This window comes from Pseudonocardia sp. N23 (genome assembly GCF_002583555.1).
Taxonomy (GTDB): domain Bacteria; phylum Actinomycetota; class Actinomycetes; order Mycobacteriales; family Pseudonocardiaceae; genus Pseudonocardia.
Genome location: NZ_BEGX01000002.1, coordinates 118,410 through 131,764, shown reverse-complemented (window position 1 = coordinate 131,764; position 13,355 = coordinate 118,410). Strand labels below are relative to the sequence as shown.

11 protein-coding genes are annotated in these 13,355 nt (G+C 72.7%); 8 read left to right on the top strand and 3 right to left on the bottom strand.

What is annotated here, in order from left to right; translation table 11 throughout:
- The first annotated feature begins 62 nt into the window (after window positions 1-62).
- The 5 genes from TOK_RS01445 (at window position 63) to TOK_RS01425 (ending at window position 6,176) form a co-directional block, all read left to right on the top strand.
- Window positions 63-2,753, top strand: coding sequence for a cation-transporting P-type ATPase (locus TOK_RS01445; RefSeq protein WP_098955917.1), 2,691 nt, complete (start codon window positions 63-65; stop codon window positions 2,751-2,753).
- Between the two features lie 217 nt (window positions 2,754-2,970).
- Window positions 2,971-3,675: an HPP family protein gene (locus TOK_RS01440; RefSeq protein WP_253258119.1), complete on the top strand. Its 705-nt coding sequence runs from the start codon at window positions 2,971-2,973 to the stop codon at window positions 3,673-3,675.
- Window positions 3,672-4,556 carry a universal stress protein gene (locus TOK_RS01435; RefSeq protein ID WP_098955916.1) on the top strand — a complete coding sequence of 295 codons (885 nt, stop codon included), beginning with the start codon at window positions 3,672-3,674 and terminating at the stop codon, window positions 4,554-4,556. The genes TOK_RS01440 and TOK_RS01435 overlap by 4 nt, the downstream gene beginning before the upstream one ends.
- A complete protein-coding gene (locus TOK_RS01430) occupies window positions 4,553-5,446 on the top strand; it encodes a universal stress protein (protein ID WP_098955915.1) in 894 nt (297 codons plus the stop codon). Before TOK_RS01435 ends, TOK_RS01430 begins: the two co-directional genes overlap by 4 nt.
- A 31-nt stretch (window positions 5,447-5,477) precedes the next feature.
- On the top strand, window positions 5,478-6,176 hold the full coding sequence (locus TOK_RS01425) for a CBS domain-containing protein (RefSeq protein WP_098955914.1): 699 nt from the start codon (window positions 5,478-5,480) through the stop codon (window positions 6,174-6,176).
- Window positions 6,177-6,249: 73 nt separating this feature from the next.
- Here the strand turns inward: TOK_RS01425 and TOK_RS01420 are convergent, their stop codons facing one another.
- Both TOK_RS01420 and TOK_RS01415 read right to left on the bottom strand, forming a co-directional pair.
- Window positions 6,250-7,062 (bottom strand): universal stress protein, encoded by an 813-nt coding sequence (locus tag TOK_RS01420; RefSeq protein WP_172457342.1) that lies wholly within the window; start codon window positions 7,060-7,062, stop codon window positions 6,250-6,252.
- A gap of 126 nt (window positions 7,063-7,188) precedes the next feature.
- Window positions 7,189-7,791 (bottom strand): DoxX family membrane protein, encoded by a 603-nt coding sequence (locus tag TOK_RS01415; RefSeq protein ID WP_141566230.1) that lies wholly within the window; start codon window positions 7,789-7,791, stop codon window positions 7,189-7,191.
- A 285-nt stretch (window positions 7,792-8,076) separates the two neighbouring features.
- Between TOK_RS01415 and TOK_RS01410 the strand changes: the two genes are divergently transcribed.
- The gene (locus TOK_RS01410; protein ID WP_098955912.1) at window positions 8,077-9,873 is read left to right on the top strand and encodes a GAF domain-containing protein; all 1,797 of its coding nucleotides are present in this window, start codon (window positions 8,077-8,079) and stop codon (window positions 9,871-9,873) included.
- A 74-nt stretch (window positions 9,874-9,947) separates the two neighbouring features.
- Entirely contained in the window at window positions 9,948-10,415 is a 468-nt protein-coding gene (locus tag TOK_RS01405; protein WP_172457341.1) for a pyridoxamine 5'-phosphate oxidase family protein, read from the top strand.
- Here TOK_RS01405 and TOK_RS01400 read toward each other — a convergent pair.
- A complete protein-coding gene (locus TOK_RS01400; protein ID WP_216361806.1) occupies window positions 10,314-11,426 on the bottom strand; it encodes a nitroreductase in 1,113 nt (370 codons plus the stop codon). The two genes, TOK_RS01405 and TOK_RS01400, sit on opposite strands and share 102 nt — an antisense overlap.
- A gap of 253 nt (window positions 11,427-11,679) precedes the next feature.
- On the opposite strand from TOK_RS01400, the gene TOK_RS01395 reads away from it, so the two are divergent.
- Window positions 11,680-13,335 (top strand): GAF domain-containing sensor histidine kinase, encoded by a 1,656-nt coding sequence (locus TOK_RS01395; RefSeq protein ID WP_172457340.1) that lies wholly within the window; start codon window positions 11,680-11,682, stop codon window positions 13,333-13,335.
- The last annotated feature ends 20 nt before the right edge of the window (window positions 13,336-13,355 follow it).

Sequence of the window (13,355 nt, the reverse complement as noted above, 5' to 3'; positions counted from 1 at the left end):
GACCGCGCCTGCGGGACGGGGATCGTCGTTTTTGCCCGGGAACTCCTCGGGAGGGAGCTGTCATGGCGGTACTGCACACCCGGACTCCGGCGACCGGTCCGGTCGATGCGGCCCCCGATCCTCGGGAGCCGGCGGCCCGGCTGTTGCGCGACCTACGGGCCGACGGGCACGGGCTGTCGGCCGCCGATGCCGCGCGACGGGTCGAACGGCACGGCCCCAACGTGTTGCCACAGCCTGTCGGCCGGGGCCTGCTGCCGGCGGTCGTCCGGCAGTTCACCCATCCACTCGCGCTGTTGCTCGTGGCCGCCGCAGTGCTGGCATGGATCTCGGGCACGACCGAGCTCGCGTGGGCGATCCTCGCGGTCGTCGTCCTCAACGCCGTCTTCGCGCTCGTCCAGGAGCGGCAGGCAGGTCGTGCGGTGGAGGCACTCGGCCGTTACCTGCCCCCGCATGCGAGGGTGAGACGGGACGGCACCGTGGCGTCGCTTCCGGTGGCCGAGATCGTGCCTGGTGACGTCGTCCTGCTCGGTGAGGGCGACCGGGTGCCCGCCGACTGCCGACTGCTGTCCGGTGCGCTCGAGATCGACGCGGCTGCGCTCACGGGAGAGTCGACCCCGGTCGACCGGGACGCGCTCGCCGTCGATCACGCCGACCGGGCGCTCGACTCGCCGGTGCTGGTGTGGAGTGGCACCGCGTGTGTGGGAGGTTCGGCGGAGGCGGTCGTGCACGCCACGGGCCGCGACACCGAGATCGGCCGGATCGCGGCGCTGACCCAGCGGCGCGGTGGCGAGCAGAGCCCGCTGGAACGACAGGTCCGCCGGGTCGCGTACCTGATCGCGGCCGTCGCACTCGGGGTCGGTGTCGCCTTCCTGCCGCTCGGCGTGCTGGCCGGGTTGACCTGGACGGAGGCCGGGGTCTTCGCCGTCGGGTTGCTGGTCGCGAACGTGCCCGAGGGACTCCTCCCGACCATCACGCTGGCACTCGCCGGTGGTGTGCGGGCGCTGGCTCGACGCGGCGCACTCGTCAAGCGGTTGTCGGCAGTCGAGACGCTGGGCTCCACGACCGTCATCTGCACCGACAAGACGGGCACACTCACGGTCGGTGAGATGACCGTCGCGGAGGTGCGCGGCCCCGCGGGCACGGTGCTCGACCGGCCGGGACCGGACCTCGTCGAGGCCGTGGTCGCGTGCTCGACCGCCGATCTCGCGGCGCGGACCGGTGACCCGACCGAGCTCGCACTGCTGGAGATGGCCGCCGCCGCCGGAGCCGACGTCCGCGCCGAGTCGCGTGACCGGCGGCGGCGGGCCCTGTTCGCGTTCGATCCCCGCCGGCGCGCCATGTCGACCGTTGACTCCGTCTCCGGGGACCGCCTGCGCGTGCATCTGAAGGGTGCTCCCGAGTTCGTCGTCCCCCGGTGCGAGACGGACCCGTACGCGGACGACGGGATCGCCGCAGCGATCGAGGAGATGACCGGCCGTGGTCTGAGAGTGCTCGCGGTCGCGGCCCGTGACCGGCCGGGATCGTCGATGCCGGGTCGCGACGAGGCGGAGGGGCCGGGGATGCGGCTGCTGGGACTGATCGGGTTGCTCGACCCACCGCGGCCCGAGGTGCCGGCGGCGGTCGCGGCGTGTCACTCGGCGGGAATCCGGGTTCACGTCGTCACCGGCGACAACGGACGGACAGCCGCGGAGATCGCCCGTCGGGTTGGGCTGGGGGTCGACCGTGTCGTCGACGCGAGCGATCTCGACACCCTTTCCGACGAGCGGCTGAGGACGCTGCTCGCCGGTCCGGGGGAGATCGTCTTCGCCAGGACGGCCCCCGAGAGCAAGCTACGCATCGCCGACGCCCTGCGGGCGAACGGTGAGACCGTCGCGATGACTGGTGACGGGGTGAACGACGCGCCGGCTCTGCACCACGCCGACATCGGTGTGGCGATGGGCAGGGGCGGTACGGACGTCGCCCGCGAGGCAGCGACCATGATCCTCACCGACGACAACTTCGCCACCGTGGTCGTCGGTGTGGAGGAGGGCCGCCGGGTCTACGACAACGTCCGCAAGTTCGTGCTCTACATCTTCGCCCACGCGGTACCGGAAGTCGTCCCGTTCCTGTTGTTCGCGCTGTCCGCCGGCGTGATCCCGCTGCCGCTGACCGTGCTGCAGATCCTCGCCGTCGACCTCGGCACCGAGACGCTGCCCGCGCTGGCACTGGGTCGGGAGCGCGCGGAGCCCGGACTCATGGAGCGGGCGCCCCGCCGACCCGGCCACGGCGTGATCGACCGGCGGATGCTGTTGCGGGCCTGGGCGCTGATGGGGACGGTCTCGGCAGTCCTCGGCGTCGGCCTCTTCCTGCTCGTGTTGGTACGCGCGGGCTGGACGCCGGGCGCGGACACCGGTCCCGGTGCCCCACTGCACCACGCGTACCGGCAGGCGACGACGGCGACCTTCGCAGCAATCGTCGCCTGCCAGGTCGGAACGGCGTTCGCCGCCCGCACCAACCGGACGTCGCTACGTCGTGTCGGACTGTTCGGAAACCGGATGCTGCTGGGAGGCATCGCGTTCGAGCTGGCCTTCTCCGCAGCACTCGTCTATGCGCCTCCGCTCCAGGCAGTGTTCGGGACGGCGGCGCTGCCGGTCTGGGTCTACCCGCTCCTGCTGGTGATGCCGGTGATCGTGTGGGGGGTCGACGAGGCGTTCCGGTGGTTCGCGCGGCGCCGCGAGGTCGCCGTGATCACGCCGGAGGACGGCGACAGATGACCCGGGCCGCCCGGACCTCGTCGAGAGCCGATCGGCGGTACGGACCGGACCGGGTCGAGCGCTTCCGCCGGGGCCCATCGGGCGAGCCGTCCCCTGAACAGCCTGACGGGAGACCCCCACTCTCGGGCCCTTCGTCGGCATCCTCGACCGGCCCGCCGACCTAGCGTCGTGGCGAGGGCCCGCAACATCCGGGGCCGTGTCCGGAGAAGGAGTGGCCATGCGTGTCCGTGAGGTGATGTCGGCACCGGCTGTCGTGGTCGGGTGTGACGCCTCGGTGAAGGTGGCGGCACGGTTGCTCGACGAGCGCGGCTTCACCGCGCTGCCCGTCGTCGACGACGGGGGAAGGCTCGTCGGTGTCGTCGGCGAGGCGGACGTCCTCGCCGACCGGCTGCCGCCCGATCCGCGGCTGCCCGTGCCGGACCGTCCCCCCCGCGCGGTCCCCCGACTCGTCGGCGACGTCGTGCGGCGGGACGTCGTGACGGCCTCGCCGCGCGACGGCGCGGGCGACCTGCTCGTCGTGATGCGCGAGGGAGGCTTGCGCTCGATCCCGGTCGTCGAGGACGGCGTCGTCGTCGGTGTCGTGACCTGGCGCGACCTGGTCCACACGCTCGCCCGGCCCGATGCCGACATCGCCGCCGACGTCCGGCGCCGGCTCGCCCTGCGGTTCGGCGACCGGTGGACGGTGCGGGTGGAGGACGGGGAGGTCGTGCTCGCGTCCGACCGGGCGGCCGACGTGCCGGACCGGAGCATGGCGATCCGGATTGCGGAATCGGTGATCGGGACGACGCGGTGCACGGTCACGACGGGGTCCGGACCGGGGCCGGTCCGGGAGACCTCCGACGACGATGGTGGGGCCTGCTCGGTCCCACGGCCCGGTACGGACGCCGTGGCGATGGTGGGGCGGACGGAGGAGGTCCGATGAGTGCTCGACGGGGTCGCGTGATCGTCGTCGGGGTCGACGGATCGAGCGAGGCACTGGATGCCGCGCGCTGGGCCGGCGCCGAGGCGGCGCGCCGCGGCGCGTCGGTGTGTCTGGTCGCAGCCACGCAGTGGGCGGTCGCCTCTCCGGTCGGTGTCACCGCGCTCGGTCAGCAGTCCCTGCGCGTCGCGCTCGTGGAGGCGGCCGAGGACACGCTGGCCGAGGCCGCAGCCGAGGTGCGACGCACCGCACCCGGGGTCGCCGTGCAGACCGAGGTGAGGCCCGGCGCTCCGGCTCCTGTGCTGCTGGCGGAGTCGGAACAGGCCGAGCTGGTGGTCCTGGGGTGCCGGGGTCTCGGCGGATTCGCGGGTCTGCTGGCCGGGTCGGTGACGATCTCCGTCGCCGCCTCGGCACGGTGCCCGGTCGTCGTCGTGCGCGGCATCGTCGGGTCGAGCGGCCCGCTGCCCGTCGTCGTCGGCGTCGACGGCAGCGAGAAGGGAGAGGCCGCGCTGGCGTTCGCTTTCTCTGAGGCGTCGGCCCGACGGCTGCCACTGGTGGCCGTCCACGTCTGGAGCGACGCGATGATCGACCCGCTGGTCGCTCCCGCGATCGACTGGACTGCGCTCGCCGCCGAGGCCGAGGAGGTGCTCGGCGAAAGGCTGGCGGGTTGGGCCGAGAAGTACCCCGACGTCGAAGTGGGTCGGCGGGTGGTCCGCGACAACGCTGCCGCGACTCTGGTCGAGATGTCGATCGGCGCCCACCTCGTCGTGGTCGGAAGCCGTGGACGCGGTGCACTGCGCGGGGCGCTGCTCGGCTCGGTCAGCCAGGCACTGCTCCGGCACGCCTCCTGTCCTGTCGCGGTCGTCCGTGAGGAGGAGTCATGAGTATCGAATGGCATCGTCCCGTCGTCGCGGGAGTGGACGGCTCGTACGCGGCACTCGCCGCGGTGGAGCGGGCCGCGGTGGAAGCCGCGGCACACGCGACGGGCCTGCGGCTGGTCGCCGCGGTCGAGTGGGCCACCTACCGCGCGATCGGGCTCCCCGCGCTGGGGGAGGACCACCTGCGCGACGTCCTCCTCGAGCAGGCCCGCGGCCATCTGTCAGCGGCGCAGGCGCGAGTGGCGGTCCTGCAGCCACAGCTGGAGGTGAGCTGCGAGGTGATCGGCGGTGCCGCTGCCGCGGCGCTCGAGCGGGAGTCGGCAGGTGCCGCGCTCCTGGTCGTCGGAGGCCGCGGAACCGGTGGTTTCGGCGAGATGCTCCTCGGGTCGGTCGCCCTGGCGCTGGCCGCCCACTCCTACTGCCCCGTCATGGTGGTCCGCGACGTCACGGCGTCGGCGGACGGGCCGGTCGTCGTCGGTGTCGACGACTCCCGGGGCCGCGAGGAGGTCCTTCGGCTGGCCTTCACCGAGGCAGCCGCTCAGGGTTGCGAGCTCGTCGTCGTCCACGCCTGGAGCGCGGCGAAGCTCGATCCGCTCGCACTGCCCCTGCTCGACTGGTCGCTCATCGAGTCGCAGAGCGACGACATGGTCGCGGGCTGGACCGCGCCGTGGGAGAAGGAGTACCCGGAGGTCGCACTCCGGCGGGTGTTCGTCCGTGACGGAGCGGCCGGTGCCCTCACCACCCTCTCCGAGAGTGCCCGGACGGTCGTCGTCGGGAACGGGGGGCGCGGTGCCGTGCGGGACTTCCTGCTCGGCTCCGTCAGCCGGGCGCTGGTCCACCACGCACACTGCTCGGTTCTCGTGGTGCCGGCAGCGGCGCCGCACGAGCATCCGTGATCCGAGTCCCCGTCCCCGGAGGAGAGCCGTCATGAGTGCCCACACCCTTCGACGCACACTGGTCCGCGACGTGATGTCCACCGCGGTCGTGTCCGTCACCCCGGACGCGACCTTCGACGAGGTGGCCCATCTGCTCGTCGGTCATCGGGTACGTGCGGTCCCTGTGCTCGACGACGGACGCCCGGTCGGCGTCGTGTCCGAAGCCGACCTCGCGCGCACCGCCGAGCTGGGGGACCCCTCTATCCGGTCGCGGCCGCACGGTCCTTCCTGGCGCCGGCACGCCGGGGCCCGCCCCACGACCGCAGCGGAGCTGATGAGCAGCCCGGCGATCTGCGTGCGCCCGGATGTGTCCGTCGCCGAGGCGTCCCGGCTCATGCGCCTGCGAGGTGTCGGATGGCTGGCGGTCGTCGATCCCGACGAGGACGGCGTCTCCCGGCTGGTCGGCGTGCTCGGCAGGTCGGACGTGCTCGGGGTCTTCTTCCGCGACGACGACGACCTGCGGACCGAGGTCACCGACCAGGTGTTCCGGCGGATCCTGCTGGTCGACCCGTCCGGGCTGAGGATAGATGTGCACGACGGGGTCGTGTCCCTGGCCGGAGAGGTACCCCAGCAGTCGGACGCGAAGCTCGCCGTGGCCCTCGTGTCCCGCTTGGAGGGCGTCGTGGCGGTCGAGGACAGGCTGACCCAACGATTCACCGACGCCTCGGACCGGCCACTGCCCATGTTCTGAGACCGACGGCGCTCTGAGACCGACGGCGGACGAGGGCGTGTGGGAGGAACGCGACCCGGGGCCCGGACGGAGGTCAGCGCCCCCGGGGTGCCGCTCCCCACGGGGTGTCGTAGCCGTTCACCCGACGCGGCGGCCCGGAATCGCTGCCGATCGCGACGAGGACCGGGCACCGGCTTTCGAGAGCGGGCAATCGGTCCGTCGAGCCGACCGCCGCTCCGCGGCTCCGCCGTCGAGGAATGCCGACGACGAGTAGCCGGGCTCCGGCCGATCGCTGGGCGACGACGGTCGCCGGACGGCCTTGCACCGCCTCGAAAGTAGCCCGGACCTCGGGATACGGGCCGGACCAGCACTGCAGCTCGGCCGCCACGAGCTCGGCCGGCTCATAGCTCCGGGGCGGGTCGACGTCGATCACACGGAGGGGGAGCCGGTGCGCCGCGGCCGCGGCGAACGCCGAGGACAGCACGGCGGTGTCGACGGGCGATCCGTCGACACACGCTACGACCGACGAGCCGGAGAGCACGTCGAGACGACGCACCAGCAGGACGGGGCAGGACGCCCGCCCCAGCAGGTCGACGGCGGGCGGCTCGCGGACCGCACCGGCGGTCGCCCCCGAACCGAGACCGAGGACGACGAGCTGCGCATCCTCGGCGGCGTCGAGCAGGCCGTGGACGAGGTCTCCGTCGACGATGCGTGTCGCGATGCCGAGCCGCGGGTGCTCCCGGCGAGCCACTTCTCTTGCGGTGTCCAGGATGTCGGTGGCCCGACGTGTGTCCGGTGCGTCGACGGCGTACCCGGTGGCGTGCATGATCGTCAGCCGGCCACCGCGGGCCGCGGCCTCGGCGGCGGCCCAGGCGGCGGCGTACGGTGCCGTCGCGGAGTCGTCCACGCAGAGGACGATCTCGGGCTCGGCGCTCCGTCGGTACGACTCGTGGACCACGAGTGCCTGCACGCTGTACTGCCTCTCCGCCGGCGCCGGGTGGTGGGTGACCCGGCGGATGATGGATCGTGCGGGTCACACCGCCCAGCGGTGGTCGCGCACGAAGGGAAGGCCGGACCACCAGCCCCCGAGACCCCAGAAGCGGCCGGCCTGCGTCGCTGCCAGCGTGATCAGGGCCAGGATGTAGACGACGTGGTAGTCGACGAACGGGTTCGTCGAACCGCTCGCCGTGCCGTCTGCCGCGTGCTGTGCGAGCGGGAACTCGGCGAACCACATCAGGGCGAGCACGATCGTGCCGGCCACGGCTGCGGGCCGGAGCGCGATGCCGATGACGACCGCGAGTCCGATGCCCAGCATGGCGAGCATGAACAGCCAGTCGGCCCACCAGGTGCCGGCCCAGGTGTGGAACATCGACTGCAGCGGGCCGACGTCCACCGAACCCAGGAAACCCTTCGTCGGTGAGCCACCCTGGACCCACGCCTTCGCGGTTCCCGTCGCGTAGCCGAGCCCGAACGTCTTGTCCAGGAACGCCCACAGGAAGACGAAGCCGACACCGATCCGCAACGCCGCCAGCGTGATCGCGGCAGCGCGGGGAGGTGCCTCGGCAGCCGGGGGCGGAGTCGGCGGCTGCTGACCGTGGGCGCCTGCCGGGCTGGTGTGGCCCTGGGTGATGGTCATCGTGACCCTCCTCGGTTGTGTGTCGGACCTGTCGAGGATCAGCCGTGGAGCGGTGATCGCACTGCGGTGCAACGGCCCCTCGGGCACAGTCGAAGTCACCGCCGTTGTCGGGACCAAGTGCCCGCCGGTAGCCGTGCCGGCGCCGGTCGTGTCGGGTGGACGCCCCGCGGATCCGGTGGCCGGCCTGGCCCCGATCCCACCTATCTCGGTAGGTTCGCCACCTCGAAGGAGTCCACCCGCTCTGCGGCGGAACTGTCCGGCCGACGTGGGCATGAGCGTCGAGGCATGACGATCGGAGTCGACATGTCCACCGAGCAGCCCGTGGATGCGGACGACGGCTCTCCTCCGCCCGCAGCCGATCCGATGCTGACCTTCCCCGATCTGCCACGCCTCGAGCTCGATCAGCTCCTCGGACAGCTGGTCGACCGCGCAGGTGAGGTCATGGCCGCCCAGGGCCGGTTGCGGGGCTTGCTCAAGGCGAATCAGGCGATCATCGCCGACCTGGCGTTGCCGGCGGTCCTGCGGCGGATAGCCGAGGCGGCACGTGACCTGCTCGACGCCCGGTACGCCGCTCTCGGCGTGCTGGCCGACGTCGGGGGAGGACTGGCCGAGTTCGTCCACATCGGGATGGACGAACAGGTCGTCGACCGGATCGGTGACCTTCCCGAGGGGCGTGGCCTGCTCGGCGCCGTGATCGACGAGGGGCGGCCCATCCGGCTGCGGCAGCTGTCGGCGGACCCCCGTTCCTCGGGCTTCCCGGACGGCCATCCGGCGATGACGAGTTTTCTCGGCGTTCCGATCCGTATCCGGGGACAGGTCTTCGGCAACCTGTACCTGACCGAGAGCGCGCGCGGGGAGTTCAGCGACGAGGACGAGGAGCTCGCGCGCGCCCTCGCCGCGACCGCCGCGGTCGCCATCGACAACGCGCGCCTGTTCAACTCGACGACGGTGCGCGGGGAATGGATGGCCGCGACGACGGCTGTCACCCAGCAGATGCTCGGGTCACCGGGAGAGCCGCCGCTGCGGCTCATCGTGGAACGCAGCCGTGAGCTCGCCGGCGCGGACCTCGCGGTCCTCGCCCGCCCGGAGGGCCCGGCGGGCGAGATGCTCCGGGTCGACATCGCGGATGTCCGGCGCGGCCTCGAGCCCGTCCTGCCCGACCTGCACGACCGGCGCTTCCCGACGCTGGGGTCGGTCAGCGGCGAGGTCTTCACGTCCGCCACGGCGATGCGGCTCTCCGGCCCGGACGAACGCCCTGACCTCACCCCGGCGGCGGGAGGCGACCTGCTCGACATCGGCCCGATGCTCGTGGTCCCACTGGTGGGTCCGTCGCGGACCGACGGGGTCCTGACGGTCATCCGGCTCCGCGGACGGCCCGGGTTCAGTGACACGGACCTCGGCCTGGTCGCCGGCTTCGCGAACCAGGCCGCCGTCGCCCTCGAACTGACCGAGGCCCGGTCAGAGCGGGAGCGGCTCCGGATGCTCGACGAGCGCGAGCGCATCGCCGCCGACCTCCACGATCACGTGATCCAGCGGCTGTTCGGCACCGGTCTGTCGTTGCAGAGCATCGCGGCGCGCCTGGGGGACACCGCCGAGGCCGAGCGTCTGCGGGGTGTCGTGGGGGATCTCGACGACACGATCTCGCAGATCCGGACGACGATCTTCGCGCTGCAGCATGCCGACGACGGCGGCGATGGTGTCCGTGCCTCGATCCTGCACGTGGTCCAGGAGGCGGCCGCGTCGCTGGGTTTCGGTCCGGCGCTGCGGTTCACCGGTCCCGCCGACACGGTGGCCTCCGATGATGACCTGGTGGACGACATGACGGCGGTGCTGCGCGAGGCGCTGAGCAACGTCGCCAAGCATGCCCACGCGTCCCACGTCGAGGTCGACGTCGTCGTCGACCCCGCGGCCTGCCTCGTCGAGGTCGTCGTGGCCGACGACGGCCGGGGTCCGGGTGGCGGGGGCCGGCGAAGCGGACTGGCCAACCTGCGGCGGCGCGCCGAGCGCCGCGGCGGTCGGTTCGAGCTCGGGGTGGCAGCGGCTGGTGGGAGCCGGCTGTGCTGGTCGGTGCCATTGCCCTGACGGTGATCAAGGACTCTGGGATGCCCGATCAGGGACCTTCGGCCCTCCACCCTGGGGCGCCCGGCGAGCGATCGTTGTCCGATGACCGCGACGTCACCGCGATGACCGCCACGCCGCCGCACAGCTCCGACCCCGCCGGCCCAGCGGCCGGTGAGGGCGTGATGGACGCGATGCGCTGCCGTGCGCTCCTGGGTGCGGGCACGCTCGGACGGATCGTCTACACCCGCGGGGCGCTGCCCGAGTGCAGGCCGGTCGCCTACACGTGGGAAGGGAGCCGTGTCGTGTTCGCGATCGAGGATCCGGCTGTCGCGCGCGCGATCGTCGCGAACGGAGTCGCCGCGTTCGAGACCGACGGCGTCGACGACGTCGCCGCTGTGGCGTGGACGGTGCTGGCGGTGGGTGGGACAGCCGAGATCCGGTCGGAGCTCGACGCAGTGCGTCTACGGCGTCGGCTGCATGGGGTGTGGGCCGGCGGATCCTCGTCGCGGATGCTCTCGCTGAGGCCCCGGCGGCTGAGCGGCGTCCGGGTCGAGCTCCGCTGAGCGGCGCTCCGTCGAGCCGCGGTCCTGGGGACGGTCCTCGACGAGGATCTCGTCGAGCGGGCGCCGCGGCGTCGCCGCCACGGGCCATCCGTGACCGATCCGCATCACGACCTGCGGTGGGCGGGTGCCGCTGGTCAACTGTCGCACGCGGTCACGAGCTCCCGGGACCTCCACGAGCTGCGACAGGAACGACGCGGCGAGCCCGTGCACGGTCGCGGTCAGCAGCACACGCTCCAGCGCCTCGCCCGCCCGAACGTCCTGACGCGGGCCGTCACCGTGGACGCTGAGGACACCGATGAGCGGCTCGGCCTCGTAGATGCGCCCGGTCGCCCCCGAGCCCTTGGTGAAGTCCCGGAACACCCAGGTCGAGTTCGGGGGAGGCAGCGGACCCCCGGAGCGGGCCGGCACTCCGTCACGGCGTTCGGCGACGTGGCCGGTCCAGGCGTCCAGCTCGGCGACGAACTCCGGATCGGAGACCTGGAGGTCGTGCGCCTCGCGAGCGAGACCACTGAGCTCCACCCGGATGTCCGGGTCGGTGACGAGGTCCAGCCAGGCGCCCTCCTCGATCGCGGCGCGACGGAGCTCGTAACGCGCGGACGTCGCCACCTCGGCATCGGCGAACGGTCTGCGATTGGTGCGCCGCAAGGGAACCGCTCGTAGCAGCTCCTTCACCTGCGGGCTCGCGGGCCTGGTACCGCCACGCCGGACGACCGCGATGAGGTCGGGACGGTCGGGGTCGGGCACGACGCTGACGAGCGGCCGGACACCGACGCCGAGGAGAGCGAGCCGGAGGTTGAACAACGCTGCACCGCAGGCGATCCGGAGCTCGCGTCCGTCGGGATCGGCGACGTGCAGCTGGCGACTGCGGTCGGCCCACAGTTCGAGCCGGTCGGGTGTCACGTGGAACCGCCAGGGTTGCGTGTTGTGCAGCGACGGCGCCAGCCCGGCCACGTGGATCACGTCCAGGAGCTGCGTTCTCGTCGTACCGAGTGCGTGGGCCGTCTCGCTCATCACCGCTCCCCGTCGTCGTTGCGGACCGGCCTGGGGCGGGCCGGGGGTCGACACCAGCCTGCGGGTGGTCCGGACACATCGACCAGCGGCGAAGGTCCTCGCCGGTGAGGCCTTCTGCCACCCGGCTCCGGGACACGCGCAGGTGTCGGCCGGCGGGCCCGGCTGCGACGGTGCGGACCGACGACGGGGGAGACCGATGACGCGGGGCCGGCAGGACGAAGCCGCGGACGAGCGTGTTCCGAGCAGAGGCCGGGTGACGCGGACGCCCGCGCGTCCGGTCGCGGTACCGGTGGGGGAGGCGGAGCGGTTGCGCGACCTCCTCGACGCCGTGCTGGTCATCGGCTCCGGGCTGGAGCTGGATGCGACCCTGCGCCGGATCGTCGAGGCGGCCGTCGCTCTCGTCGACGCCCGCTACGGTGCCCTCGGCGTGCTAGGCCCCGACGGGACGATCGCCCGGTTCGTCGACGTCGGGCTCCCCGATGGTGCGCGGGAGCGGATCGGGCGCCCACCCACGGGCAAGGGTCTGCTCGGAGTGCTGATCACCGATCCGCGGCCGCTCCGCCTCACCGACCTCGGCCGGCACCCCGCATCGGGGGGTCTCCCACCGGGACACCCCCCGATGCGCACCTTCCTCGGTGCCCCGGTCCGCGCCGGCAGGAGCGTCTTCGGGAACCTTTACCTCACCGAGAAGCGTGGCGGCGCGGCGTTCACCGCCGACGACGAGGTCGTGCTGCAGGCCTTGGCCGCGGCAGCAGGAGTCGCGGTGGCGAACGCCGAGCAGTTCGACCGCATACGTCAGCGGGAGCGGTGGCTGGAGGCTCTCGACGACATCCGCGCCGAGGTCATGGCAGGGGCGAGCGACACGGAGGTGCTCACCCTCGTCGCGACACGGACGCTGGAGCTCACGCGCTCGGTCGCCACGGCGGTCGTGCTCGGCCCCGACGACGACCACCTCTACCGGACGGCCGGATCGGCAGGCGTCGCGTCGGGTCCGGGCCGGGAAGGGTTCCGTGGCGGACCGCGCCTCGTCGAGGTCACGGAGAGCCGCAGCGCCCAACTGGGTCAGGAACCGACCGACCTCCTTCCTCGGCCCGTCGATGGTCTCGGGCCGTGGGTCGCTGTACCGATGAGGGCGGGCGAACGCGTGATCGGGGTGGTGTTGGCACTGCGTTCGGCCGGCACGACGCCGTTCCTGCCTGACGAGGTCCCGGTCGTGACGTCCTTCGCGGAGCAGGCGGTCCTCGCACTCGACCTCATCGGGAAGACCAGGGCGCAGCGGCAGCTCGACGTGCTCGCCGACCGGGAGCGGATCGCCCGCGACCTGCACGACCACGTCATCCAGCGGCTCTTCGCCACGGGCCTGCTGCTGCAGAGCACCTTGCGCCGCGTCCACGATGCCGACGTCGAGCAGCGGCTCCGACAGGCGGGCGACGAGCTCGACACGACAGTTCGGCGGATTCGGGCGTCGATCTTCGACCTGCAGGGCTCGGACGACGGCGACCGGGGTCTGCGGCGTCGCGTCCTGGACCTGGTGGCCGAGGTCGTCCGGGACTCCGGGGTGTACGCGACGGCCCGGACGAGTGGCACGGTCGACACCCTGGTCGTACCCGGGCTGGTCCAGCACGTGCTCGCCGTCGTGCGGGAGGGCGTCGCCAACGCCGTCAGGTACTCGGGCGGCCGCGAGATCCAGGTCGACGTCGACGTCGGCGGCGAACTCACCGTGCAGATCGTGGACGACGGCACCGGCATCGACGACGACGTCGTACGACACGGCCTGCTCGGTCTCGCAGGCACGGCTCGTGAACTCGGCGGGGAGATGACTGTCCGGCGCCGCCCGGGCGGTGGGACACGACTTGTCTGGACGGTGCCGCTCACCTCCCCGGCCGAGCCCCCTCATCCGGTCCGTTGACGCCGCTCGCGGCGCGGGCC